15 protein-coding genes, 1 tRNA gene and 1 rRNA gene are annotated in these 25,772 nt (G+C 71.6%); 4 read left to right on the forward strand and 13 right to left on the reverse strand.

Features of this window, described 5'->3' with window-relative positions; translation table 11 throughout:
• The first annotated feature begins 101 nt into the window (after window positions 1–101).
• The 3 genes from ACIQV3_RS07960 (at window position 102) to ACIQV3_RS07970 (ending at window position 6,856) form a co-directional block, all read left to right on the forward strand.
• Window positions 102–4,706 (forward strand): ATP-dependent helicase, encoded by a 4,605-nt coding sequence (locus tag ACIQV3_RS07960; protein WP_403710831.1) that lies wholly within the window; start codon window positions 102–104, stop codon window positions 4,704–4,706.
• A gap of 449 nt (window positions 4,707–5,155) precedes the next feature.
• Complete coding sequence (locus tag ACIQV3_RS07965; protein WP_403710833.1) at window positions 5,156–6,052, forward strand: DNA-formamidopyrimidine glycosylase family protein; 897 nt, start codon at window positions 5,156–5,158, stop codon at window positions 6,050–6,052.
• Window positions 6,053–6,088: 36 nt separating this feature from the next.
• Window positions 6,089–6,856, forward strand: coding sequence for an SDR family NAD(P)-dependent oxidoreductase (locus tag ACIQV3_RS07970; RefSeq protein ID WP_403710835.1), 768 nt, complete (start codon window positions 6,089–6,091; stop codon window positions 6,854–6,856).
• Between the two features lie 96 nt (window positions 6,857–6,952).
• Here the strand turns inward: ACIQV3_RS07970 and ACIQV3_RS07975 are convergent, their stop codons facing one another.
• The 9 genes from ACIQV3_RS07975 to ACIQV3_RS08015 form a co-directional block, all read right to left on the reverse strand.
• Window positions 6,953–7,303, reverse strand: coding sequence for a hypothetical protein (locus ACIQV3_RS07975; RefSeq protein WP_403710892.1), 351 nt, complete (start codon window positions 7,301–7,303; stop codon window positions 6,953–6,955).
• 224 nt (window positions 7,304–7,527) lie between these two features.
• Window positions 7,528–7,908, reverse strand: coding sequence for a helix-turn-helix domain-containing protein (locus ACIQV3_RS07980; protein ID WP_112451800.1), 381 nt, complete (start codon window positions 7,906–7,908; stop codon window positions 7,528–7,530).
• Window positions 7,909–8,017: 109 nt separating this feature from the next.
• Complete coding sequence (locus tag ACIQV3_RS07985) at window positions 8,018–8,557, reverse strand: CinA family protein (protein WP_403710894.1); 540 nt, start codon at window positions 8,555–8,557, stop codon at window positions 8,018–8,020.
• Between the two features lie 62 nt (window positions 8,558–8,619).
• Window positions 8,620–9,276 carry a CDP-diacylglycerol--glycerol-3-phosphate 3-phosphatidyltransferase gene (pgsA, locus tag ACIQV3_RS07990; RefSeq protein ID WP_327304242.1) on the reverse strand — a complete coding sequence of 219 codons (657 nt, stop codon included), beginning with the start codon at window positions 9,274–9,276 and terminating at the stop codon, window positions 8,620–8,622.
• Window positions 9,273–10,766 (reverse strand): 30S ribosomal protein S12 methylthiotransferase RimO, encoded by a 1,494-nt coding sequence (gene rimO / locus ACIQV3_RS07995; RefSeq protein WP_403710838.1) that lies wholly within the window; start codon window positions 10,764–10,766, stop codon window positions 9,273–9,275. The genes pgsA and rimO overlap by 4 nt, the downstream gene beginning before the upstream one ends.
• A 126-nt stretch (window positions 10,767–10,892) precedes the next feature.
• The gene (locus ACIQV3_RS08000) at window positions 10,893–11,789 is read right to left on the reverse strand and encodes a helix-turn-helix domain-containing protein (RefSeq protein ID WP_403710840.1); all 897 of its coding nucleotides are present in this window, start codon (window positions 11,787–11,789) and stop codon (window positions 10,893–10,895) included.
• A 204-nt stretch (window positions 11,790–11,993) separates the two neighbouring features.
• Window positions 11,994–14,837: a DNA translocase FtsK gene (locus ACIQV3_RS08005; protein WP_403710842.1), complete on the reverse strand. Its 2,844-nt coding sequence runs from the start codon at window positions 14,835–14,837 to the stop codon at window positions 11,994–11,996.
• Window positions 14,838–15,061: 224 nt separating this feature from the next.
• Complete coding sequence (locus ACIQV3_RS08010; RefSeq protein ID WP_254386099.1) at window positions 15,062–15,748, reverse strand: two-component system response regulator; 687 nt, start codon at window positions 15,746–15,748, stop codon at window positions 15,062–15,064.
• A gap of 240 nt (window positions 15,749–15,988) precedes the next feature.
• A complete protein-coding gene (locus tag ACIQV3_RS08015; RefSeq protein ID WP_403710896.1) occupies window positions 15,989–21,541 on the reverse strand; it encodes a HAMP domain-containing protein in 5,553 nt (1,850 codons plus the stop codon).
• Between the two features lie 213 nt (window positions 21,542–21,754).
• Here ACIQV3_RS08015 and ACIQV3_RS08020 point away from each other — a divergent pair, with 213 nt between their 5' ends.
• Entirely contained in the window at window positions 21,755–24,277 is a 2,523-nt protein-coding gene (locus ACIQV3_RS08020; RefSeq protein ID WP_403710845.1) for a SpoIIE family protein phosphatase, read from the forward strand.
• Window positions 24,278–24,297: 20 nt separating this feature from the next.
• Here ACIQV3_RS08020 and ACIQV3_RS08025 read toward each other — a convergent pair whose 3' ends face one another.
• The 4 genes from ACIQV3_RS08025 to rrf form a co-directional block, all read right to left on the reverse strand.
• Entirely contained in the window at window positions 24,298–24,510 is a 213-nt protein-coding gene (locus ACIQV3_RS08025; protein ID WP_403710847.1) for a hypothetical protein, read from the reverse strand.
• A gap of 177 nt (window positions 24,511–24,687) precedes the next feature.
• Complete coding sequence (locus tag ACIQV3_RS08030; protein WP_403710849.1) at window positions 24,688–25,326, reverse strand: hypothetical protein; 639 nt, start codon at window positions 25,324–25,326, stop codon at window positions 24,688–24,690.
• 109 nt (window positions 25,327–25,435) lie between these two features.
• Window positions 25,436–25,511 (reverse strand) — tRNA-Thr (locus ACIQV3_RS08035).
• A 5-nt stretch (window positions 25,512–25,516) separates the two neighbouring features.
• Window positions 25,517–25,634 (reverse strand): 5S ribosomal RNA (rrf, locus tag ACIQV3_RS08040).
• Between the last annotated feature and the right edge of the window lie 138 nt (window positions 25,635–25,772).

Genomic DNA, 25,772 nt, shown 5'->3' on the forward strand with positions numbered 1-25,772 from the left:
TGTGTCCACAGGTCCGATGTGTCCCCAGGCCCGGTGTTTCCACAGGTCCGGTGTTTCCACAGGTCCGGCCGGTTGTCAGTGGGCGGGTGCACGATGGGGGCATGTCCGGTACCGCGCTCGACTCCTTCTCCCCCGCGACCCGTTCCTGGTTCACGGGGGCCTTCGTCTCGCCCACCTCCGCCCAGGAGGGCGCCTGGCGGGCCATCGGGGCGGGCTCGGACGTCCTGGTGGTGGCCCCCACCGGCTCCGGCAAGACCCTGGCCGCCTTCCTCGCCGCCCTCGACCAGCTCGCCTCGACCCCGCCCCCGGCGGAGCCGAAGAAGCGCTGCCGGGTGCTGTACATCTCGCCGCTGAAGGCCCTGGCGGTGGACGTGGAGCGCAATCTGCGCAGCCCGCTGACCGGCATCCGGCAGGAATCGGTGCGCCTGGGCCTGCCCGAGCCGGAGATCCGGGTCGGGATCCGCTCCGGCGACACCCCGCCAGCCGAGCGGCGCGCGCTGGTGACCCGGCCGCCGGACATCCTGATCACCACGCCCGAATCGCTGTTCCTGATGCTGACCTCGGCGGCCCGCGAGGCCCTGGCCGGGATCGAGACGGTGATCCTGGACGAGGTGCACGCGGTCGCCGGGACCAAGCGCGGCGCCCACCTCGCGCTGTCCCTGGAGCGGTTGGACGAGCTGCTGCCCCGCCCCGCGCGCCGGATCGGGCTGTCGGCGACGGTCCGCCCGGTGGAGGAGGTGGCCCGCTACCTCGCCCCGCGCGGCAAGGTGGAGATCGTCCAGCCGCCCTCCACCAAGGAGTTCGACCTCTCGGTGGTCGTCCCGGTCGAGGACATGGGCGAGTTGGGCGGCTCCCCCGCCACCGAGGGCAAGGAGGGCGGCGACAAGCCCTCCATCTGGCCGCACGTGGAGGAGCGGATCGCCGATCTGGTCCAGGCCCACCGCTCCACCATCGTGTTCGTCAACTCCCGCCGCCTCGCCGAGCGGCTGTGCAACCGGCTCAACGAGATCGCGTACGAGCGCGCCACCGGCGGCCCGCTGCCCGAGGGCCCGCCCCCGGCCGAGATCATGGCCCAGTCCGGCGCCGCCCAGGGCGCTCCGCCCCTGCTGGCCCGCGCCCACCACGGCTCGGTCTCCAAGGAGCAGCGGGCGCTGGTGGAGGAGGACTTGAAGGCGGGCCGGCTGCCCGCCGTGGTCGCCACCTCCAGCCTGGAACTCGGCATCGACATGGGCGCGGTGGACCTCGTCATCCAGGTGGAGTCGCCGCCGTCGGTGGCCTCCGGGCTCCAGCGGGTGGGCCGGGCCGGACACCAGGTGGGCGCGGTCTCCACCGGGGTCGTCTTCCCCAAGTACCGGGGCGACCTCGTCCAGGCGGCCGTGGTCACCGAGCGGATGCGCACGGGCTCGATCGAGTCCCTGCGGATCCCCGCCAACCCACTGGACGTCCTCGCCCAGCAGCTCGTCGCGATGACCGCGATGGACACCTGGCAGCTGGACGACCTGCTCGCCCTGGTGCGCCGGGCGGCCCCCTTCGCGGCGCTGCCCGACTCCGCCTTCACAGCAGTGCTGGACATGCTGGCCGGCCGCTACCCGTCGGACGCCTTCGCCGAGCTCAGACCCCGCGTCGTGTGGGACCGCGTCGCCGGGACGATCACCGGCCGGCCCGGCGCCCAGCGGCTCGCCGTGACCTCGGGCGGGACCATCCCGGACCGCGGGCTCTTCGGCGTCTTCCTGGCCGGGTCCGACCCCAAGAAGGGCGGGGGCAGGGTCGGCGAGCTCGACGAGGAGATGGTCTACGAGTCCCGCGTCGGCGACGTCTTCACCCTCGGCACCACCTCCTGGCGGATCGTGGACATCACCCGCGACCGCGTCCTGGTCACCCCCGCCCCCGGGGTCCCGGGCCGCCTCCCGTTCTGGAAGGGCGACCAGCTGGGCCGCCCGCTGGAGCTGGGCCGCGCGGTCGGCGCCTTCCTGCGCGAGCTCGGCGGCCTGACCACCGAGGACGCCCGCCTGCGCCTGCTCGCGGCGGGCCTGGACGCCTGGGCCGCGGAGAACGTCCTGTCCTACCTCGCCGAACAGCGCGAGGCCTGCGGCCACGTACCGGACGACCGGACCATCGTCGTCGAGCGGTTCCGCGACGAGCTCGGCGACTGGCGGGTCGTCGTCCACTCCCCCTTCGGCGCCCAGGTGCACGCCCCATGGGCGCTGGCGCTCGGCGCCCGCCTGTCCGAGCGGTACGGGATGGACGCGCAGGTCATGCACGCCGACGACGGCATCGTGCTCCGCCTCCCGGACGCGGACCTCCTGAGCATGGACCTGGACCTGCTGGACCACGACCCGGCGCCGGGCGGCTCCGCCCGCTCCTTCGACTTCGACGACGAAAAACCCCCGCTGGGCGCGGCCGACGTGGCCTTCGAGCACGGGGACGTCCAGCAGATCGTCACCGACCAGGTGGGCGGCTCCGCCCTGTTCGCCTCCCGCTTCCGCGAGTGCGCGGCCCGCGCCCTGCTGCTCCCGCGCCGCGATCCCGGCAAGCGCACCCCCCTGTGGCAGCAGCGCCAGCGCGCCTCGCAGCTGCTCCAGGTGGCCTCCGAGTTCGGTTCGTTCCCGATCGTGCTGGAAGCCGTACGGGAATGCCTGCAGGACGTCTTCGACGTGCCGGGCCTGATCGAGCTGATGGGGGACATCGAGGCCCGCCGGGTCCGGCTCGTCGAGGTCACCACGCCCGAGCCCTCCCCCTTCGCCCGCTCCCTCCTCTTCGGGTACGTCGCCCAGTTCCTCTACGAGGGCGACTCGCCGCTCGCCGAGCGCAGGGCGGCAGCGCTGTCGCTGGACTCCCGGCTGCTGGCCGAGCTGCTCGGCCAGGCGGAGCTCCGCGAACTGCTCGACGCGGAGGTGCTGACGGAACTGGAGCGGGAGCTCCAGTGGCTGACCGAGGACCGGCGGGCCAAGGACGCCGAGTCGGTGGCCGACCTGCTGCGCCTGCTGGGCCCGCTCACCCCGGCGGACCTGGCCGCCCGCGGCGCCGAACCGGACTGGGCTCCGTCCCTCTCCGACTCCCGCCGGGCGATCCGGGTCCGGATCGGCGGCGAGGACCACTGGGCGGCCGTCGAGGACGCCGGCCGGCTGCGCGACGCGCTGGGCACGGCGCTCCCCGTAGGTGTCCCGGAGGCGTTCACCGAGCCGGTGAAGGACCCGCTCGGCGACCTCCTGGCCCGGTACGCCCGCACCCACGGCCCCTTCACCACGGTCACGGCCGCCGCCCGCTTCGGCCTGGGCACGGCCGTGACGGACGGCGCGCTGCACCGGCTCGCGGCGGCCGGCCGGGTGGTCCAGGGCGAGTTCCACCCGGCGGGCATCGGCCAGGAATGGTGCGACGCCACCGTGCTCCGCCGTCTACGGCGCCGCTCCCTCGCCGCGCTGCGCCAGGAACTGGAACCGGTCCCTCCCGCCTCCCTCGCCACCTTCCTCCCCCAGTGGCAGCACGTGGGGCGAGCCCTGCGCGGCATCGACGGCCTGGCCCGCGCGATCGAGCAGCTCCAGGGCGCCGCGGTGCCCGCCTCCGCCCTGGAGCGGCTGATCCTGCCCTCCCGCGTGGCGGACTACTCCCCGACCCTCCTGGACGAGCTCACCACCTCCGGCGAGGTCGTCTGGGCCGGCGCGGGCGCCCTGCCGGGCAAGGACGGCTGGGTCTCCCTCTACCTCGCCGACGCGGCCCCCCTCCTCCTGCCTCCCCCCCACCCCCTGGAGCTCAGCCCGCTCCACGAAGCGGTGCTGTCCGCCCTCTCCGGCGGCTACGGCCTGTTCTTCCGCCAACTCACGGACCGCGCCCGCGCCCTGCACCCGGACGCCTCGGACGCCGACCTCTCCTCCGCCGTCTGGGACCTGGCGTGGTCGGGCCGCCTGACCAACGACACCCTGGCCCCCCTGCGCTCCTTCCTCGGCTCGGGCCGCACGGCGGGCGCCACCGCCCACCGCGCCCGCCGTACGATCCCCCGCGGCCGGTACGGCACCCTCACCACCCCGGCCTCCCGTACGGGCCCGCCCACGGTGTCGGGCCGCTGGTCCCTGCTCCCGGTCCACGCCCCGGACCCGACCCACCGCGCCCACGCCCTGGCCCGCACCCTGCTCGACCGGCACGGGGTGGTCACCCGGGGCGCGGTCGCCGCCGAAGGCGTGGAAGGCGGCTTCAGCGCGGTCTACCGCATCCTCTCCGCCTTCGAGGACAGCGGCCAGGCCCGCAGGGGCTACGTGGTCGAAGGCCTGGGCGCGGCCCAGTTCGCCATGGACGGCGCGGTCGACCGGCTCCGCGCGGCCGAGCGCACCCCGCCCCCACTGGCCGCGGTGGTCCTCGCCGCCGCCGACCCGGCGAACGCCTACGGCGCGGCCCTCCCCTGGCCGGAGCCCCCGACCGGAGCCACCCACAAGCCGGGCCGCAAGGCGGGCTCCCTGGTGGTCCTGGTCGACGGCGAACTCACCCTCTACCTGGAGCGCGGCGGCAAAACCCTCCTCGCCTGGCCCGACCCGGACGACCCCCGCCTCACCGCCGCCCTGACGGCCCTCACCACGGCCTCCCGCCAGGGCACCCTCCCCACCCTCACGGTGGAACGCATCAACGCCGCCCCGTCCCTCACCTCCCCCTACGCCCCACCCACAGAAGCCACGGGCTTCCACGCCACCCCCCAAGGCCTCCGCTTCCGCCACTGACCCCGAACCAGGCCCAGCGCACACAGCCGCCCCCGGTCCGAAGCGACGCCCACAACCACGCCCGCGCCAGACCCCCGCGCAACCGGAACAACACCCAGAACCGACCCCAAGCCCCAACCCCACAACCAGTCCCACCCCGAACCAAAACAGGCCCCGGCACCCAACCCCACCCACCAGGCCCACCCCCAACCAAACCGGGCCCAGGCCACAGCCCCAGAGAAAGCCCGAGCCCAACCCCACCCACCAGGCCCACCCCCGACCAAACCGGGCCCAGGCCACAGCTCCAGAGAGGCCCGGGCCCAACCCCACCCACCGGGCCCGCCCCCGACCAGACCGGGGTCCGGGGCGCAGCCCCGGGGAACGGAGGAAGGGCGGGGCGGGGAGCAGACACCACGCACGGCGCCGCCCGACCGCGCCCCACCGGCCCGCCTCCGCAGGAGAATGAACCCATGCCCGAAGGAGACAGCGTCTACCGCACCGCGGCCCGCCTCCGCGAAGCCCTCGCGGGCAAGGAACTCACCCGCTCCGACCTCCGCGTCCCCCGCTTCGCCACCGCCGACCTCACCGGCTTCACCACCCTCGAAGTCGTCCCCCGGGGCAAACACCTCCTCATCCGCTTCGGCCACCCGGCACCCAACACCGCCCCAGGACCAGCACCCGGCATCAGACCCGGACCAGGCCCAGGAGCCACCCCCCACCCCCTCCTCACTCTCCACACCCACCTCCGGATGGACGGCACCTGGCGCATCCTCCCCACCACCGGAGCCACCGGGGCCACCGGGGGCACCAAGACCAGGCCCACCACCCCACCCGGCCCCGCCCACGAGATCCGCGTCATCCTCGCCACCACCGACCACACCGCCGTCGGCTATCGCCTCCCCGTCGTCGAACTGCTCCGCACCGCCGACGAACACCGCGCCGTCGGGCACCTCGGCCCCGACCTGCTCGGTCCCGACTGGGACGAGGCCACCGCCGCCGCGAACCTCCTCGCCGCCCCCGCCCGCCCCCTCGGCGAGGCCCTCCTCGACCAGCGCAACCTGGCCGGCATCGGCAACATCTACAAGGCCGAGCTCTGCTTCCTCGCCCAGGTCACCCCCTGGACCCCGGTGGGCGATCTGCCGCCCAGCACCCTGCCCCGCCTGGCCGCCGCCGCACACCGGCTCCTCGACGCGAACAAGGCCCGCCACCGCAACACCACGGGCAGCAGCCGCCGCGGCCAGGAGCTGTTCGTCTACGGTCGCGTCCACCGCCCCTGCCTGCGCTGCGGCACCCCCGTCCGCGAGGCCCCCCAGGACGACCGCCCCACCTACTGGTGTCCGCGCTGCCAATCCGGCCCGACACGTTAGTTGACGGCCCGTCAGCTCCAGTCGTACCGTCCCCGCATGCCTACACCCAGCGCGTACGAACTCACCGGCCGCACCGCCCTGATCACCGGCGCCGCCAGCGGCATCGGCCGGGCCACCGCCGTGCTCCTCGCCGAGGCCGGAGCCGCCGTGCACTGCGCGGACCGCGACGCCCAGGGCCTCCAGGAGACCGTCGAACTCGTCACCAAGGCCGGCGGCCAGGCCACCGCCCACCCCCTCGACGTCACCGACCGCGCCGCGATCAGGTCGGCGATCTCACAGGCCGGCCCGCTCGACATCACCGCCGCGATCGCCGGAATCATGCACAGCAGCAGCGTCCTGGAGACCTCCGACGAGGACCTCGACCGGGTCCTGGACATCAACTTCAAGGGGGTGCTGCGCACCTGCCAGGAGGCGGCCCGCGCCATGATCGCGGCCGGCCGGCCCGGTTCGATCATCACCATGGCCTCCGGCGCCGTGGACGCCGCCCAGCCCGGCCTGCTCTGCTACAGCGCCGCCAAGGCGGCCGTCGTCCAGCTGACCAAGACCCTCGCCACGGAGGCAGGCCCGCACGGCATCCGCGTCAACGCCGTCGCCCCGGGATGGATCCGCACCCCGATGACCGGCCGGCACAGCCCCGAGGTCCAGGAGCAGACCGAGGCGATGATGACGCGCATGTCCCCGCTGCGCCGCGTGGGAGAGCCCGAGGACATAGCCCAGGCGGTGCTCTACCTAGCCTCGGACGCCTCGTCCTTCATGACGGGCCAGATCCTTCGCCCGAACGGTGGAGTCTCCATGCCCTGGTAACCACCCACCCCCGGCCACACCCACCCCGAGCTCGACGCCCCCGCACCCGCCCGCACCCGCCCCGCCCCACCCCGCCCCGCCCCGCCCCGCCCCCGATCAGCCGGAACCCGGCTCGCCGCCCTCCGAAGCCCCCGCCCCCGCATCCAGGGCCCCCACCGACCCGGCAGCAGCCCACTCCCCACCGCCGCCCGCGACGCCCCCGCCCCCGGCTCCGCCCCCGTCACCACGCACGCCCTTCGCCGCCCCACGGCGGCGGCGGCCACCCACCGGCTTCGGCACACAGTGCACCGGCAGCAGCCCCAGCCCCCACCCCCCGACGGCGACCGCGCCCTCCACCGGCCCGGCCTCGGCCGGAGCCAGCACGAGCCGCAGCACGGCCCACCACCACAGGACGCCCACCGACAGCGCGAGGGCCAGACCCACGGGTATACCCAGCAACCGCCGCACGGCCACCTCCAGGGCCGGAGACCCGAACGGGCCCATCCTCCCGCACCCCGCCCGCACCCGCACCCCCGTCGCCCCGGCACGCAAACGCCCCGCCCGCCCCCGGAACGGCAAAGAGCCCCGCCCGGCACCCAAGGGGCACCGGCCGGGGCTCCGGCCACACTCATACGCTCAGCACACGCGCACGCAGACTCACGCGCACAGGCAGACGCTCACGCACGCACGCGTCACGCGGCTACGACATTCACCGCTTCCACGGGCGCCTTGATGGTCACCCGTTCCGGGCCACCCGTGACCGAGGCCACGGATACCGAATTGAGCATCGGACGGACCGGTGCGGACACCGGTTCGCTCGCCGCGGCGGACTGGGCCAGCTCGGCGAGCGAAAGCTCGTCGCTGACTTCCCGCATCAGCTCTGACATCCGTACGTCAAGCGCGTCGCAGATCGCGGAGAGCAGCTCGGAAGATGCCTCCTTCTGCCCCCGCTCCACCTCGGAGAGATAGCCGAGCGAAACTCGGGCGGACGAGGAGACTTCGCGCAGAGTACGGCCCTGGCGCTGGCGCTGCCGACGCAGCACGTCACCCAGCAGGCGACGGAGCAGAATCATCGGTGGCTCCCTCCTCTGACCGTGTAGCCGTAACCTTCACGCCCCACCGTACCGCCTCGCGCGGCGGCCGTGCGGGGAGCGATGTCGTGTTCACTCAGGGCTGCAAACATCAAATCCCCCCGTCCTGTTCCGTATCCTGCCCCCGCAGATTCTCGCGGAGTTCGCTCGCGAGCAGCTCGAGCACTGTCCGTGCACTCTCCCTACGAATTTCCTCACGGGAGCCTTTCAACCGCAGCCGGGCCGTTTTCCTGCCTCCGGGACCCGCCACGGCGATGAAAACCGTGCCCACCGGCTGCCCGTCCTGTGGCTCGGGGCCGGCCACCCCGGTGGTCGCGATGCCCCAGGAGGCACCGAGCACGCGCCGCACTCCGGCCGCCATCTCCTCCGCGACCTGCGGGTTCACCGCGCCTTCGGCCTCCAGCAGCCCGGCGTCCACGCCCAGCACCCGGTGCTTCAGCTCGGTGGCGTAGGCGGTGACGGATCCGCGGAAGGACCTGGAAGCGCCGGGGACGGCCGTGAGCTCCGCGGCCACCATGCCGCCGGTCAGCGACTCCGCAACCGCAACCGTACCGTTACTCTCCGCGAGGAGTCGCAGCACATCGGCCGCAACCTCCCCACTGCCCCCGGCAGTCCCCGCCGCATTCCGCACCGCTTCACCGGCCACCGAAGAACCGCCCGTCTCTTGCGGCACCGCGCCATCCCCCGGCAGGTTCACCGCGCGGCACGCTCAGCGGCGAGCCCCTTGCGCCGGAGCACGACGGCCTCGCGGATGTAGTCCAGACCCGTCACGACGGTCAGGACGACGGCGGCCGCCATCACCCAGAACCGCAGCGTCGCCAGCGGCCCGGTCAGCGCGAGCACGTACATGCCCACCGCCACGCCCTGCGTCAGGGTCTTCAGCTTCCCGCCCCGGCTCGCCGGAATCACTCCGTACCTGATGACCCAGAAACGCAGGAGCGTGATCCCGAGTTCCCGGCCGAGGATCACCCCGGTGACCCACCAGGGCAGATCGCCGAGCCAGGACAGACACACCAATGCCGACCCCATGATCGCCTTGTCGGCGATGGGGTCGGCGATCTTCCCGAAGTCCGTGACCAGGTTGTACGTGCGGGCCAGATGCCCGTCGAAGATGTCGGTGATCATGGCGACGGCGAACGCCGCCCACGCGAGGGCCCGCCAGACGGGGTCGTAGCCCCCGTCGGCGAGCAGCAGCATCACGAATCCCGGCACCAGGACCAGCCGGATCATCGTCAGGATGTTGGCGATGTTCCACAGACTGGCCTGATTGACCGCCGCGGCGCCCAGCTTCGCGCCGGGCGCGGGCCGGCGGCCGGTCCCGCCCGCCGCAGATGCCGGGGCTCCGGTCATCCGGCCGCCTCCTCAAGGTCCAGGCCCAGGGGCTCCGCCACCAGGTCCACGCCCAGGGTGCCGACCACCTTCGCGGTGACGATGCGCCCCGGGACCAGGCCCGCGCCGTCCGTGAAGACGACCTGGCCGTCGGTCTCGGGCGCCTGGTGTGCGGCGCGCCCGTAGGCTCCCTCACCGTCCTCCGCCTCGTCGATCGGGACGACCGTCTCGACGAGCACCTCCAGCGTCTCCCCGATCCGCTCCTCCGCGCGCTGCGAGGTGAGCTCCTCGGCGAGGCGCTGCATGTGGGCGAGGCGCTCGGCGATGGTGTCGGCGTCCAGCTTGTTCTCGTACGTGACGGCCTCGGTGCCGTCCTCGTCGGAGTAGCCGAAGACGCCGATGGCGTCGAGCCGCGCGCTGGTCAGGAAGCGCTCCAGCTCGGCGAAGTCCGACTCCGTCTCGCCGGGGAAGCCGACGATGAAGTTGGACCGGACGCCGGCCGTCGGGGCCTTGGAGCGGATGGTGTCCAGCAGTTCCAGGAACCGGTCGGTGTCACCGAAGCGGCGCATGGAGCGCAGCACGTCGGGGGCCGAGTGCTGGAAGGAGAGGTCGAAGTACGGGACGACCTTGGGGGTCGAGGTGAGTACGTCGATCAGCCCGGGCCGCATCTCGGCGGGCTGGAGGTAGCTGACGCGGACGCGCTCGATGCCGTCCACCTCGGCCAGCTCGGGCAGCAGGGTCTCCAGCAGGCGGATGTCGCCCAGGTCCTTGCCGTACGAGGTGTTGTTCTCGGAGACCAGCATGATCTCCTTGACGCCCTGCTCCGCGAGCCAGCGCGTCTCGCCCAGCACGTCGCTGGGGCGGCGGGAGATGAAGGAGCCGCGGAAGGACGGGATGGCGCAGAAGGAGCAGCGCCGGTCGCAGCCGGAGGCGAGCTTCACGGAGGCGACGGGGCTCTTGTCCAGGCGGCGGCGCAGCGGGGCGCGCGGCCCGGAGGCGGGCGCGAGACCGTCCGGAAGGTCGGCGGGAGCCTCGGCGGGCTCCTGCGCGTGGCCCGGCAGCGCCACATCGGCGTCCTGCCGCTGAGCCGGGCTGATCGGCAGCAGCTTGCGCCGGTCGCGCGGGGTGTGGGAGGCGTGGACGCCGCCGTTGAGGATGGTCTGGAGGCGGTCGGAGATGTCGGCGTAGTCGTCGAAGCCGAGTACTCCGTCGGCCTCGGGGAGCGCTTCGGCAAGTTCCTTGCCGTAGCGCTCGGCCATACAGCCGACGGCTACGACGGCCTGCGTGCGGCCGTGATCCTTGAGATCGTTGGCCTCCAGCAGGGCGTCTACGGAGTCCTTCTTGGCGGCTTCGACGAAGCCGCAGGTGTTGACGACGGCTACGTCCGCATCGGCGGCGTCCTCGACGAGCTCCCAGCCATCCGCCGCCAAGCGGCCTGCGAGCTCCTCCGAGTCCACCTCGTTACGGGCGCAGCCAAGAGTGACAAGGGCGACGGTACGGCGTTCGGGCATGGACTCAAGACTACTTCGTCCCGGCACCGGCCCCCGCCTCCCGTCCCGGACGACAAGATCCCCGGGGTGCGGCGCGGCACCCCGGGGATCCGGAACGTTTTATTCCCTGCTGGTCAGCCCGACTGGTCAGCCCGCCTGGGCCTGGCCCTGACGCGGGTCGTCCTTGGTGTATGTGAGACGTTCCACCTGTCCGGGCTGGAACTCGTCCTTGATCTCCTTGCCGTTCACGAAGAGCTTCACGACCCCGGCATCGCCGAGCACCAGGTCGATGGACTCCTTGTCCGTGAACGTCTTCGACTGACCCTGTTCGAGGGTGCCGTCGAAGAGGAGCCGGCCACTGTGGTCCTTGGCCGAGATCCAGCTCTCTCCGTCGTTGGCCGTCAGGACGACCGTGACGAGGTCCTTGGGCGCGGCGGCGATCGCACTGTCCGAAGGCTCCGGCTTGGGAGCCGTGGGCGCCGGGGGTGCCTGGACCGAGGGCTTGGACGCGTTGGGGGTGGGTGCGGGCTTCGGCGCGGCGGAACCTTCCGCCACCGGCCGCTTGGTCTTCTCGTCGGCGCCGCCGAAGGCCGTGAAGCCGACGAAGCCGATCACGGCGACGATGGCGGCGACCATGGCGGCGGTCCAGTTGGGCCGCTGCCGTTCGGGGCGGATCCGCTCGGCTTCGAACATCGGCGCGGCGGGGGTGGGTGCCGGCCGGCCGCCGTGGGCCGCGTCGTACGACTCGATCAGGGGTTCCGGATCGAGGCCTACGGCACGGGCGAGCGTACGGATGTGGCCGCGGGCATAGACATCGCCGCCGCAGCGCGAGAAATCGTCGGATTCGATGGCGTGCACGATCGGAATGCGCACGCGGGTGGTGGAACTGACCTCGTCGACGGTCAGCCCGGCGGCGATCCGGGCCTTCTTGAGGGCCGTCCCGATCGACGGCTCTTCGACGGAACGTTCGACGAGGCGGTCCTCGGACCGGTCGTCGGTCGAAGGCCGTTCATCTTCGGGGGATTTGGCGTTGCCGATGGACACGAGGGCGCCTTTCGAGCGTGTAGCCACCTGCTGGATGTCCAGTCTAGGGGGGTGACGAAAGGGTGGAGCAACCGGAGGGGCGCCTCCCTACGCCATACGAATGGCCAAGGGGCTCCCGCCCGGTGCGGCGACCCGGAACAGACCGCCACCTCCCTCAACTAGACACGCGACCGGGGGAAACGGTTGCCCCCGATCCTTTGCCGATTACCCGGGAGTCTCCCCGCGGATCACCGCGAGCACGCCGTCCAGCTCGTCGGCCTTCAGCAGCACGTCGCGCGCCTTCGATCCCTCGCTCGGTCCGACGATCCCCCGCGACTCCATCAGGTCCATCAGCCGCCCGGCCTTCGCGAACCCGACCCGCAGCTTGCGCTGGAGCATCGAGGTGGACCCGAACTGCGTGGAGACGACCAGCTCGGCCGCCTGGCACAGCAGGTCCAGGTCGTCGCCGATCTCCTCGTCGATCTCCCTCTTCTGCTTCTGCCCGACCGTGACGTCGTTGCGGAAGACGGGCGCCATCTGGTCCTTGCAGTGCTGCACGATCCCGGCGATCTCGTCCTCGGTGACGAAGGCTCCCTGGAGCCGCACCGGCTTGTTCGCGCCCATCGGCAGGAACAGCCCGTCGCCCTTGCCGATGAGCTTCTCCGCGCCCGGCTGGTCCAGGATGACCCGGCTGTCGGCGAGCGAGGAGGTCGCGAAGGCGAGCCGCGAGGGCACGTTCGCCTTGATCAGACCGGTCACCACGTCCACCGAGGGCCGCTGGGTGGCGAGCACCAGGTGGATGCCGGCCGCGCGGGCCAGCTGGGTGATGCGGACGATCGAGTCCTCCACGTCGCGCGGGGCCACCATCATCAGGTCGGCGAGCTCGTCGACGATCACCAGCAGGTACGGGTACGGGCTGAGCTCCCGCTCGCTGCCCGGCGGCAGTTTGATCTTGCCGTCGCGGATCGCCTTGTTGAAGTCGTCGATGTGCCGGTACCCGAAGGCCGCCAGGTCGTCGTAGCGCAGGTCCATCTCGCGCACGACCCACTGGAGCGCCTCGGCGGCCCGCTTGGGGTTGGTGATGATCGGCGTGATCAGGTGCGGAATGCCCTCGTACGCCGTCAGCTCCACCCGCTTGGGGTCCACGAGCACCATTCGGACGTCCTCCGGGGTGGCCCGCACCATCACCGAGGTGATCAGGCAGTTGATGCAGGAGGACTTTCCGGAACCGGTGGCTCCGGCGACCAGCACGTGCGGCATCTTCGCCAGGTTGGCCATGACGTACCCGCCCTCGACGTCCTTGCCGAGCGCCACCAGCATCGGGTGGTCGTCCTCGGCGGCGTCCGCGAGCCGCAGCACGTCCCCCAGGTTGACCATCTCGCGGTCGGTGTTCGGGATCTCGATGCCGACCGCCGACTTGCCCGGGATCGGGCTGATGATGCGCACGTCGGGCGAGGCCACGGCGTAGGCGATGTTCTTCGCCAGTGCCGTGATCCGCTCGACCTTCACGGCCGGACCCAGCTCCACCTCGTAGCGGGTCACCGTCGGGCCCCGGGTGAAGCCGGTGACCTTCGCGTCGACCTTGAACTCCATGAACACGTTCGTCAGCGAGGCCACGACCGCGTCGTTCGCGGCGCTGCGGGTCTTGCCCGGCCCGCCCTTCTCCAGCAGGTCCAGCGAGGGCAGGGAGTACGTGATGTCCCCGCGCAGCTGGAGCTGCTCCGCGCGGGGCGGCAGCGCCTGGGTCTGGGGCGGGGTCTTGGTCAGGTCGGGTACGGACAGCGTCCCGGAGGCCGCCGCGGTGGTGTCGTGCGGCGCGGCTTCGGACGCCGGGGCGGCGGGCTTCTCCTCGCGGGCGGCCTTCTCCTCGCGGGCGGGCCCTTCCTCCCGGGCCGCCGGGACCGGAGTGGTGATCTCCGAACCTTCGCGACCTTCGCGACCTTCGCGGCCTTCGCGCTCCACCGAGATCCCCTGCGTGAGGTCGGCGACCAGCGGGGAGGGCGGCATGCCGCCGTACACCACCCCGTCCAGCGCGGCGGCGGCCGCCGCGGCCACGTCGACGGCGTCCATCCCGCGGTCCATGGCCGGCCGGCCCGCGGCCCGGCGGGGGCGCCGCCGCCGGGCGAGCGCCTCCTCCTCGGCGGCGTCCGCCGGGTCTCCCGGCCCGGCGGCCGCGGAGCGGGCCCGCCAGCGCTCGGCATCGTGCCGGTCCGCGGCGGCCGAGTACGCGGCGTCCCCGGACTCCGCGTACTCGGCGTACTCGGCGTCGTGTTCGTTCGGAGCGATGACCCCGAGGCGGATGCCCGCGCTCCGCAGCCGCTGCGGGATCGCGTTGACGGGGGTGGCGGTGACCACCAGCAGCCCGAACACGGTGAGCAGCACCAGCATCGGCACGGCCAGCGGCGCGCCCATCGTGAAGATCAGCGGCTTCGAGGCGCCCCAGCCGATCAGCCCGCCGGCGTTCTGCATGGCGGTGGTGCCCTCGTCGCGCCCGGGGGCACCGCAGGCGATGTGCACGAGCCCCAGGACTCCGACGACCAGCGCCGAGAGCCCGATGCCGATGCGGCCGTTGGCGTCGGCCTGTTCGGGATGGCGGATGAAACGTACCGCCATGACGCCGAGCAGGACCGGCACGAGCAGGTCGAGCCGCCCGAAGGCGCCGGTGACCAGCATGGTCACCAGGTCCCCGACGGGCCCGCTCAGGTTCGACCAGGTCCCGGCGGCGACGATCAGCGCGAGGGCGAGCAGCAGCAGGGCGAGGCCGTCCTTGCGGTGGGCCGGGTCGAGGTTCTTCGCGCCCTGGCCGATGCCGCGGAAGATCGCGCCGACCGCGTGCGCGATGCCGAGCCAGAAGGCGCGCAGCAGCCGGAGCACTCCCCCGGTGGGGGACGGTGCGGGCTTCGGCGCGGCCTTCCTGACGGGGCCGCGCTTGGCCGCGGGCGCAGCCTTCTTCGCGGGCGGCTTGCGCGCTGGGGCAGCCTTCTTCGCCGGCGCCGTCGTACGGCCGGTGCGGCCCTTCGCGGTGCCCGCCGTGCTCTGGGAACCCTTGCCGGACGTACGTGAGGCCATGCGACCGAGGTTACCGGTGCGCGCGCCGGTGGACACGCGTGCCCACCCCTTCACCCGTTCGTGTCGTTCCGGGTCACGGGTGGGAGAGGCGCGCGCCCTCGGCCCGTACGGGCGGCCCGCCCTGACGCTCCACCAGACCTGACGGCTCGCCAACCGGTCCCGCACGCGGCCCTTCCGGACCACGAGCGGCCTTCGCGGACCTCAGGTCCGCGCGGGTTGCGGGCTCAGCCCTGAGCGGGCAGCACGGGAGCCCCGCCGCCCGTTCCCGGCTCCAGCGCGTCGAGCGCCCGCCGCAGTCCGGTGAGCTTGCGTTCCAGGTGGGCCGCGGTGGCCACCACCGAGGGATCGGCCGCCTCTTCGCCGAGCTGCTTGGTCAGCGCCTCCGCCTGCTCCTCCACCGCGGCGAGCCGCGCGGAGAGCTCGGCCAGCAGGCCGGCCGTCTCCTTGGAGCCGTCCACCGCGCCGTTGGAGCTGCCGCCCTCCAGCTGGAGCCTCAGCAGCGCCGCCTGCTCGCGCAGTTGGCAGTTCTTCGTATACAGCTCGACGAACACCGAGACCTTGGCCCGCAGCACCCACGGGTCGAAGGGCTTGGAGATGTAGTCCACCGCGCCCGCCGCGTACCCGCGGAAGGTGTGGTGCGGACCGTGGTTGATCGCCGTGAGGAAGATGATCGGGATGTCCCGGGTCCGCTCCCGCCGCTTGATGTGCGCGGCCGTCTCGAACCCGTCCATGCCCGGCATCTGCACGTCGAGCAGGATGACCGCGAAGTCGTCCGTCAGCAGCGCCTTGAGCGCTTCCTCCCCCGACGACGCCCGGACCAGTGTCTGATCGAGCGCGGAGAGGATGGCCTCCAGCGCCAGCAGATTCTCCGGCCGGTCGTCGACCAGGAGGATCTTGGCCTTCTGCACCATGCCCTGTCCTCCTCGCCCCGGCATGGGGCCTCCCCGGCTCCTGGCTCCGGCCTGTGCGCCGGGCCCCGCCCCAGAGGACGGCATCCTTGCGCCGTCCGTCCTTGTGCCGGTCATCGTAGCCCCAGTCCCGAGATCGCCACACCCTGTCACCAAGATGTCACAGCGCACGAGGGAGAAACGTGGTGGAAGGGCAGAAGGTTCCCCCGGGAGTCCACCGGGAGTCCCCTTCGGCCCGCCCGGTCACGCTCCGGCCCCTCGCATGTGCCCTTCCATGACCGACAGTAGGTAATCGGGCTCGACCGGCTTGGTCACGTAGTCCGAGGCACCGGACTCGATCGCCTTCTCCCGGTCCCCCTTCATGGCCTTCGCCGTCAGCGCGATGATCGGCAGCCCCTCGAACTGGGGCATCCGCCGGATCGCCGAGGTCGTCGCGTACCCGTCCATCTCCGGCATCATGATGTCCATCAGCACGAGCGACACGTCGTCGTGCTGTTCCAGGACCTCGATGCCCTCCCGGCCGTTCTCCGCGTACAGCACCGCCAGACCGTGCTGCTCCAGCACGCTGGTCAGCGCGAAGACGTTGCGCACGTCGTCGTCCACGATCAGCACCCGCTCGCCGTGGAAGTCGTACGTCCGCGGCGCCTGCGGCAGCGCCTCCTCCACGGCCCACGCGTCCGCCTCGCCCTGTCCGGGCACCTCCGCCCGCAGCGGCGGCTCGGCCATCGCCTTGCGCCGCCGCCGGAACAGCGCCGAAGACCCCTGCCCGGGCCCTTCCCCGGCCCGCGGCAGCGCCATCGGCGCCGCCGGCCCTACGGGGCCCTGCGCCATCGGCGCCGCCGGCAGCTCGGGCCGCGCCTCCTCGGCGGCCGGGCGGCGGTACAGCTCCCCGCGCGCCCCGCCGGGCGTCGGCGGCGCGTACCCCTGCGGAGGCAGCTCGCTCGGGTGCAGCGGCAGGTACAGCGTGAAGGTCGACCCGCGGCCCGGCTCGCTCGCCGCGTGGATCTCCCCGCCCAGCAGCCGGGCGATCTCCCGGCTGATGGACAGCCCGAGTCCGGTGCCTCCGTACTTGCGGCTGGTGGTCCCGTCGGCCTGCTTGAACGCCTCGAAGATCACCAGCATCTTGCTCGCGGCGATCCCGATCCCGGTATCGGTCACCGAGAAGGCGATCAGGTCGGCGTCGGCCTCCCGCAGCGAACCGGCCTCCAGGAGCTGCTCGCGGATCGCGATGGGCACATCGGCCCCGGCGGGCCGGATCACCAGCTCCACCGCCCCGGTGTCGGTGAACTTCACCGCGTTCGACAGCAGGTTGCGCAGCACCTGGAGCAGCCGCTGCTCGTCGGTGTGCAAGGTGGCCGGGAGCTCCGGGGAGACCCGTACCGAGAAGTCGAGGCCCTTCTCCGCCGTCAGCGGCCGGAAGGTGGCCTCCACGTAGTCGACGAGCTGGACCAGCGCGATCCGGGTCGGGGAGACGTCCATCTTCCCGGCCTCGACCTTCGACAGGTCGAGGATGTCGTTGATCAGCTGGAGCAGGTCGGAGCCGGCCCCGTGGATGGTCTCGGCGAACTCCACCTGCTTGGGCGAGAGGTTCTCGTCCGCGTTGTCGGCGAGCAGCTTGGCCAGGATCAGCAGGGAGTTGAGCGGGGTCCGCAGTTCGTGGGACATGTTCGCCAGGAACTCGCTCTTGTACCGCATCGAGACGGCGAGCTGCTCGGCGCGCTCCTCCAGGACCTGCCGGGCCTCCTCGATCTCGGTGTTCTTCACCTCGATGTCCCGGTTCTGCTGGGCCAGCAGTTCGGCCTTCTCCTCCAGTTCGGCGTTGGCGGCCTGGAGGGCCTTCTGCCGGTTCTCCAGCTCGTCGGAGCGCTCGCGCAGCTGCTCGGTCATCTCCTGCGACTGCTTGAGCAGCATCTCCGTCTTGGAGTTGACGCTGATCGTGTTGACGCTCGTACCGATCATCTCGGCGATCTGGCTGAGGAAGTCCTTCTGGATCTGCGTGAAGGGCTGGAAGGAGGCCAGCTCGATGACGCCGAGCACCTTCCCCTCGAAGAGCACCGGCAGCACGATCACGTGCGCCGGCGGGGCCTCGCCGAGCCCCGAGGAGATCTTCAGGTAGCCGGGCGGGGTGTTCTCGATGAGCACCATCCGCTTCTCCTCGGCGACCATCCCGATCAGTCCCTCCCCCGGCCGGAAGGAGATGGGCATCTGCCCGCCGGCGTACGCGTAACTCCCGCGCATCCGCAGCTCGTACGAGCCGTCCGCGCCGCCGTCGGTCCCGATCTCGGTGGTACCCCCGGTCGGCAGCGCCAGGAAGAACGCCCCGTGCTGCGCGGAGACCACCGGAGTCAGCTCGCTCATGATCAGCGAGGCCACGTCGTCCAGCTCCCGGCGGCCCTGCATCAGGGCGGAGATGCGGGCGAGGTTGCCCTTGAGCCAGTCCTGCTCCTTGTTGGCCAAGGTGGTGTCGCGCAGGTTGGCGATCATCGTGTTGATGTTGTCCTGGAGGACCTGGATCTCGCCCGCCGCGTCCACGTCGATCTTCAGGTTGAGATCGCCCCGCGTCACCGCGGTGGCCACGGCCGCGATGGCGCGCACCTGCCGGGTGAGGTTTCCGGCCATCTCGTTCACGGACTCGGTCAGGTCCCGCCAGGTGCCGTCCACGTCCCGCACCCGCGCCTGGCCGCCGAGGATGCCCTCGGTACCCACCTCGCGGGCCACCCGGGTCACCTGGTCGGCGAAGGAGGAGAGCTGGTCGACCATCGTGTTGATCGTGGTCTTGAGCTCCAGGATCTCCCCGCGCGCGTCGATGTCGATCTTCTTGGTCATGTCGCCCTTGGCGATGGCCGTCGTGACCATGGCGATCTGCCGCACCTGACCGGTGAGGTTGGAGGCCATGAAGTTCACCGAGTCGGTGAGGTCCTTCCACGTCCCGGAGACCCCCGGCACGTGCGCCTGGCCGCCGAGCCGGCCCTCCGTACCCACCTCGCGGGCCACGCGCGTGACCTCGTCGGCGAAGGAGGACAGGGTCTTGACCATCGTGTTGACGGTGTCGGCCAGCTGCGCGACCTCGCCGCGCGCCTCGACGGTGACCGTCTTGGTCAGGTCACCATTGGCCACCGCGGTCGACACCTGCGCGATCCCGCGCACCTGGGCGGTCAGATTGCCGGCCATGGTGTTGACGTTGTCGCTGAGGTCCTTCCAGATGCCCGTGACCCCGCGCACCCGGGCCTGGCCGCCCAGGATGCCCTCGGTACCCACCTCGCGGGCCACCCGGGTCACCTGCTCCGCGAAGGAGGAGAGCTGGTCCACCATCGTGTTCACGGTGGTGACGAGCTCCAGGATCTCGCCCTTGGCATCGACGGTGATCTTCTTGGAGAGGTCGCCCATGGCGACCGCCGTGGTCACCTCGGCGATGTTGCGCACCTGCGAGGTCAGGTTGTTCGCCATGAAGTTGACGGACTGGGTGAGGTCCTTCCAGGTGCCGGAGACGCCCTTCACCTCGGCCTGGCCGCCCAGGATGCCCTCGGTACCCACCTCCCGGGCCACCCGGGTCACCTGCTCCGCGAAGTTCGAGAGCTGGTCCACCATCGTGTTGAGGGTGTTCTTCAGCTCCAGGATCTCGCCCCGGGCATCGACCTCGATCTTCTGCGACAGGTCGCCGCGCGCCACCGCGGTGGCGACCTGCGCGATGTTGCGCACCTGGGAGGTCAGGTTCCCGGCCATGCCGTTCACCGAGTCCGTCAGATCGCGCCACACGCCGGCCACACCGGGCACCTGCGCCTGACCGCCGAGCCGGCCCTCCGTACCCACGTCCCGGGCCACCCGGGTCACCTGCTCGGCGAAGGCCGAGAGCTGGTCGACCATCGTGTTGATGGTGTTCTTCAGCTCCAGGATCTCTCCGCGGGCATCCACGTCGATCTTCTGCGAGAGGTCGCCGCGCGCCACCGCCGTGGTCACCTGGGCGATCTGGCGCACCTGGGAGGTCAGGTTCCCGGCCATGAAGTTGACGGAGTCGGTGAGCTCCTTCCAGGTGCCGGACACCCCCTCGACCCGCGCCTGGCCGCCGAGCCGGCCCTCCGTGCCCACGTCCCGCGCCATCCGCGTGACCTGGTCGGCGAAGGAGGACAACTGGTCCACCATCGTGTTCACGGTGTTCTTCAGCTGGAGCATCTCGCCGGAGACGTCGACCGTGACCTTCTGCGACAGGTCGCCGTTGGCCACCGCCGTCGTCACCTGGGCGATGTTGCGGACCTGGCCGGTGAGGTTGCGGAAGGCGGTGTTCACCGAGTCGGTGAGGTCCTTCCACGTCCCGGCCGCGCCCGGCACCTGCGCCTGCCCGCCCAGTTCGCCTTCGACGCCGACCTCACGGGCCACTCGCGTCACTTCGGCACCGAAGGACTGGAGCTGGTCCACCATCGTGTTGACGGTGTTCTTCAGCTCCAGCATCTCGCCGGCCACGTTCACGGTGACCTTCTGCGACAGGTCGCCGTTGGCCACCGCCGTCGTCACCTGCGCGATGTCGCGCACCTGCGTGGTGAGGTTGCGGAAGACCGTGTTCACCGAGTCGGTGAGGTCCTTCCACGTCCCGGCCGCGCCCGGCACCTGCGCCTGCCCGCCGAGCAGGCCCTTCGCCCCCACCTCGCTGGCCACGCGCGTGACCTCGTCCGCGAAGGTCCGTAGCGTCTCGGTCATCTGGTTGATCGTTTCGGCCAGCTGCGCGACCTCGCCGCGCGCGCTGACCCGGACCTTCTGCGACAGGTCGCCGTTGGCCACCGCCGTGGTCACCTGCGCGATGCCGCGCACCTGGGCCGTCAGGTTGCCCGCCATCGTGTTGACGGAGTCGGTCAGGTCCTTCCAGACGCCCGCGACCCCGGGCACCTTCGCCTGGCCGCCCAGCTCACCCTCCGTACCCACCTCGCGGGCCACGCGGGTCACCTCGGAGGAGAACGAGGAGAGCTGGTCCACCATCGTGTTGACGGTGTTCTTCAGCTGCAGCATCTCGCCGGCCACGTGCACCGTGACCTTGCGCGACAGATCTCCCTTGGCCACGGCCGTCGTCACGAGAGCAATGTCACGCACCTGGGCGGTGAGCCGGTACGCCATCGTGTTGACGGAGTCGGTCAGATCCTTCCAGGACCCGGACATTCCGCGCACCTGCGCCTGGCCGCCGAGCTTGCCCTCGGTACCGACCTCCAGCGCCACCCGCGTCACCTCGTCGGTGAACGCGGAGAGCTGGTCGACCAGGTTGTTGACCGTCCGCCCGACCTTCAGGAACTCCCCGCGCAGCGGGTGCCCGGCACCCTCCGCGGCCTGGGTCCGCAGGTCCATGCGCTGGTCGAGATCACCCTCGGCGACCGCCGACAGCACCCGGCCCACCTCGGACACCGGCCGGGCCAGATCGTCCACCAGCTGGTTCGAGGCATCGATCGCGGCCGCCCAGGAACCCTCGCAGGCACCTGTTTCCAGCCGTTCGCTGAGCTTGCCCTCGCGGCCCACCATCCGCCGCACCCGGGACAGCTCCCCGGTCAGGTGGAGATTGCGGTCGGCGACCTCGTTGTAGACGGCGGCGATCTCCGCCATCACCCCGTCGCCGGACACCGTCAGGCGCTTGCGGAAGTTCCCGTCCCGCATCGACACCAGGGCCGTGAGCAGCCTGTTCAGGGCCGCGGTATCGACCTCCGTCGTCGTGCCCCGCCGGGAGCGTCCTCCCTTGGGGCGCGTTCCCGTACGCCGCACCGCCGCGCCAGCCTCCACCGTGTCCCTCCCGAAGGGGTCGACCTCTGTTCCACCGGGCATCTTGTTCATCAGCCTGCGCCCACTTACGCCGTGCCCATTTACTGCGTGACTCCAAGCCCGCCCAGTGTTTCACCCCGGCCGAACCCGGCCATAACACTCCGGCACCATCGCACACCGTCCGCACCCCGCGGGTGGAATCCCGGACGACGGCACCATGGCGACCGCGAAGGTAAGTAACCTGGCATCCGTTGTCCACCGCGTCGAAGGAGACTTGTGATCACGGCACGGGCGGCTGCCACTTTCGATCCACAGGGGCGTTCGGTCGCTGCTGCCCGCGCATTCGTCCGCGACACCCTCCAGGGCTGGGGTTTCTCGGACATCATCGACGACGCGGTCGTCCTCACCAGCGAGCTCGTCACCAACGCCGTGGTCCACGCCGGAACCCGCGCCGAGGTCCTGTGCCTGCGCACCGAGGACGGCGTACGGATCGAGGTCGCCGACCGCTATCCGGAGCGCGAGCTCCCCCTCCAGCACCCGGGCGACCGCCCGTACGCCGATCCCGACCGCGAGAACGGCCGCGGACTCATGCTCTGCGCCGCCCTCGCCACCCGCTGGGGCGTCGAGTACACGGCCGCGCACAAGCACGTCTGGTTCCGGCTCGACATGCCGGACCGCCCGGTCGGTACCCGATCCGCGGGACCCGTCGTCCCCGACCAGCTCCTCCCCCTGGCCGACAGCCGGGTCCGCGTCGCCGTCCTGCAGGTCGACTCCGCGGGCATCGTCTCCGCCTGGAACGAGGACGCCGAGATCATCTTCGGCCACCTCGCCTCGAAGGCGGTCGGCCGCCCGCTCGCCGAGCTCGCCGCCTGGCCGCAGACCCCCGGCACCGGCACCGGCATCGCCGAGGCCCTGCGCCTGTCCCGCTGGGAGGGCAGCTACGGCATCCGCGGCGCCGACGGCCGCGTCATCCCGATCTACGCCTCCCACCTGCGGGTCCGCGATGCCCACGGCGAGCCCTCCATCGTCTGCCTGCTCGTGCACGAGGACGAGCGCGCCCTGCTGCAGAGCCCGGTACGGGCCCCCATGGACGGCGGCCACCTCACCGAGCCCCGCCCCACGGACCCCTTCGAGATCTTCATCGGCTCCCCCGCCCCCGACGACCTCGACGGCCTCCTCCAGCGCACCGTGGAACGCGCCCGCGACCTCCTCGACGCGGACTCCGCCTTCCTCCTCCTCGCCACCGACGACGAGACCGAGCTCGAAGTCCGCGCCACCACCGGACTGCCCTCCACCCGCCAGCGCTTCGCCCGCGTCCCCGTCGAAGCCGGCACCAACCGGTACGGCAGCGCCCGCATGCCCGCCGTCCACGAGGACCTCGTCGTCGTCCCCGGCGCGGTACCCCTCCTGGAAGCCACCGGCATGCGCTCCGCCATCACCGTCCCGCTCAAGGTCGAGGGCCGCCTCACCGGTTCCCTCGGAGTCGCCGCCGAAATCCCCGGCCGCTACTCCAACGACGACGCCCTGCGCCTGCAGTTCGCCGCGGACCGCATCGCCCTCGCCGTGGAATCCGCCCGCCTGGGCGAACTCGAACGACTGCGCCGCGGCTCCCTCTCCTTCCTCGTGGAAGCCTCCGACCTGCTCGCCGGCACCCTCGACCGGGACCAGACCCTGGCCCTCATGGCCCAGATGACCGTCCCCACCCTCGCCACCTGGTGCGCCGTCTACACGATCGCCGACCAGGCCTCCGACCCGTTCCTCTCGTACGTCCTGCACGAGGACGAGGAGCGCATCGACGGCCTCAAGGCCCTGCTCGCCCAGGTCAGCCCGCCCGAGCCGGTCCGCGAGTCCGGCGCCCGTCCCTGGCCCGAGACCTCCCTGGCGGTCGGCGGCGAGACCGTGGTCCTCCCGCTCCTCGCCCGCAACCGCGTCATCGGCATGCTGACCCTCGGCAAGCCCTCCGAGGAGCACTTCCGGCAGGAGATCCTCGAACTCGCCGAGGACCTCTCCCGCCGCGCCGCCCTCGCCCTGGACAACGCCCGCCTGTACTCCGAGCGCACCGCCATCAGCCGCTCCCTCCAGCGCAGCCTGCTGCCGCCCGGCTCCCCCACCATCCCCGGCATCGAGGTCGAGGTCATCTACCGCGCGGCGGGCGAGGGAAACGAGGTGGGCGGCGACTTCTACGACGTCTTCCCGATCCGCCCCGGCGTCTACGGGTTCGCCATCGGCGACGTCTGCGGTACGGGCCCCGAGGCGGCCGCCGTCACCGGCCTGGCCCGCCACGCCCTGCGCCTCCTGGCCCGCGAAGGCCTCGGCGGCCCGGCCGTACTGGAACGCCTCAACGCGGCGATCCTCGACGAGGGCGACCGCAGCCGCTTCCTCACCCTCCTCTACGGCGAGCTGCACCCGCAGCCCGACGGCGGCGCCCACATGAAGGTCGTCTGCGCGGGCCACCCGCTGCCGCTGCGCCTGCGCCCGAACGGCGAGGTCATCCCCGCCGCCGACCCGCAGCCCCTCCTCGGCGTCCTCGAGGACCTGGAGCTCTACGAGCAGACCCTCACCCTGGACCCGGGCGACGTCCTCCTCTGCGTCACCGACGGCGTCACCGAACGCCGCGAGGGCACCCGCATGCTCGGCGACGACGGCCTCGCCGAGGTCCTCACCACCTGTACGGGCCTCACCGCCGGCGCCGTCGCCTCCCGCGTCCTGCGCGCGGTGGAACGCTTCGCCGCCGAACCGGCCTCCGACGACATGGCCATCCTCGCCTTCCGCATCCCCCGGCAGCGCGACGGCGACTGAGTACCGCCGCGCCACTGTCCCTACCGGCGGGGCCCCGGCACCAGGATCATGAACGACGGGGCCGCCATTTCCCCGGTCCAGGGCGCATGGCCCGTCTCGACGACCGCGTCACGGCCGGTATCGGACCGGAAAGGGGCCGTGGACGGCGGTACGGACGGGGACGGGGAGGCGCCGTCGCCGGCCAGCGCCGTCATGAACGTGTAGGCGAAGTGTCGGATCCGTTCGGTACTCATGAGCGTTCCTCCCGTGGATCGGATCGAGGGCCTGGGAACTCCTGCTGCTCCCATTGCGCCCCGAACCCCGCCCCTGGTCACCGCCCGAAGATTCGGGGCTTGACGAGAAGCCCCGGACCCCCATCACACGCAAGAGGGCCCCCACCACAAGGCAGGGGCCCTCTCCCGCTCCGTCCCTCAGACGTCGTCCCGACGCGTCAGCGCGATGCCGAGCACGTCCGTCACGTACAGCTCGACGAACTCGGGCAGCCAGGGATCACCGGCCATCCGGTCGAAGACCTTCACCAGCCGGTCGTCCGGCTCATCGGTCAGCAGGACGACCCGCCAGGTGTTGAGCGGCTGCTCGTCCGTACCCGCGACCCCGTGCTGTACGTGGAACAGCGGCTGCCGGTCGTCCGCGTGCAGGGGCACGCCCTGCTCGTCGGCGAAGGTCTCCCGGCCGAGGAAGGTGACGACCTGCCGGTCATGGTTCAGATAGGTCTCCTCGAGCACGAGTCCGTACGCGTCCGGCTCCAGCCACAGCCGCTGCTGCGACTGCCGGACGAACTCGGCCCCCAGGTCCGCACCCGTCCGCCCCGGCACCCAGGCGGAGGCAGAGCCCTCCTTGATGACGTACGGAATGAAGGCACCCGGATTGCCGGCCTTCCGGACCTCCATGTCCCAGATCCCCGCCCGGTCCAGGGCCACGGGCTCCGCGGAGACGTACCGCTCCCTCAGGATCCGGTTCACGTCCACGGCTGGCAGAACCGCCCGGGTGTACCTCTCGTCGCCCCAGGCCTGCTCGAACTCGGCCTCGGCCGGCGTCTGATCCGACATCACACATTCCTCCCCATGAACAACATCCTCAAGATCAACCCGAAGGATAGGCAGAGGAAACCCGGGAAACGCAAAAAGGCCCCCGCCAATGGCGGGGGCCTTCTCGTTTTGGAGCCCTTTAACGGAATCGAACCGTTGACCTTCTCCTTACCATGGAGACGCTCTACCGACTGAGCTAAAAGGGCGGGTTGTTCGGCGGCGTCCTACTCTCCCACAGGGTCCCCCCTGCAGTACCATCGGCGCTGAAAGGCTTAGCTTCCGGGTTCGGAATGTAAACCGGGCGTTTCCCTAACGCTATGACCACCGAAACACTATGAAGTTAACCAAACCGGATATGAACACAGTTCGTTACTTCAGAACTAACACAGTGGACGCGAGCAACTGAGGACAAGCCCTCGGCCTATTAGTACCAGTCAGCTCCACCCGTTACCGGGCTTCCACATCTG

The organism is Streptomyces sp. NPDC099050 (genome assembly GCF_044759865.1).
In the GTDB taxonomy this organism is placed as follows: domain Bacteria; phylum Actinomycetota; class Actinomycetes; order Streptomycetales; family Streptomycetaceae; genus Streptomyces.

Excerpts from the sequence above, each read along its gene's own strand:
- ACIQV3_RS07960 (WP_403710831.1), top strand. The coding sequence starts at position 102 with ATGTCCGGTACCGCGCTCGACTCCTTCTCCCCCGCGACCCGTTCCTGG.
- ACIQV3_RS07965 (WP_403710833.1), top strand. The coding sequence starts at position 5,156 with ATGCCCGAAGGAGACAGCGTCTACCGCACCGCGGCCCGCCTCCGCGAA.
- ACIQV3_RS07970 (WP_403710835.1), top strand. The coding sequence starts at position 6,089 with ATGCCTACACCCAGCGCGTACGAACTCACCGGCCGCACCGCCCTGATC.
- ACIQV3_RS07980 (WP_112451800.1), bottom strand. The coding sequence starts at position 7,908 with ATGATTCTGCTCCGTCGCCTGCTGGGTGACGTGCTGCGTCGGCAGCGC.
- pgsA (WP_327304242.1), bottom strand. The coding sequence starts at position 9,276 with ATGACCGGAGCCCCGGCATCTGCGGCGGGCGGGACCGGCCGCCGGCCC.
- rimO (WP_403710838.1), bottom strand. The coding sequence starts at position 10,766 with ATGCCCGAACGCCGTACCGTCGCCCTTGTCACTCTTGGCTGCGCCCGT.
- ACIQV3_RS08005 (WP_403710842.1), bottom strand. The coding sequence starts at position 14,837 with ATGGCCTCACGTACGTCCGGCAAGGGTTCCCAGAGCACGGCGGGCACC.
- ACIQV3_RS08010 (WP_254386099.1), bottom strand. The coding sequence starts at position 15,748 with ATGGTGCAGAAGGCCAAGATCCTCCTGGTCGACGACCGGCCGGAGAAT.
- ACIQV3_RS08015 (WP_403710896.1), bottom strand. The coding sequence starts at position 21,541 with ATGCCCGGTGGAACAGAGGTCGACCCCTTCGGGAGGGACACGGTGGAG.
- ACIQV3_RS08025 (WP_403710847.1), bottom strand. The coding sequence starts at position 24,510 with ATGAGTACCGAACGGATCCGACACTTCGCCTACACGTTCATGACGGCG.
- ACIQV3_RS08030 (WP_403710849.1), bottom strand. The coding sequence starts at position 25,326 with ATGTCGGATCAGACGCCGGCCGAGGCCGAGTTCGAGCAGGCCTGGGGC.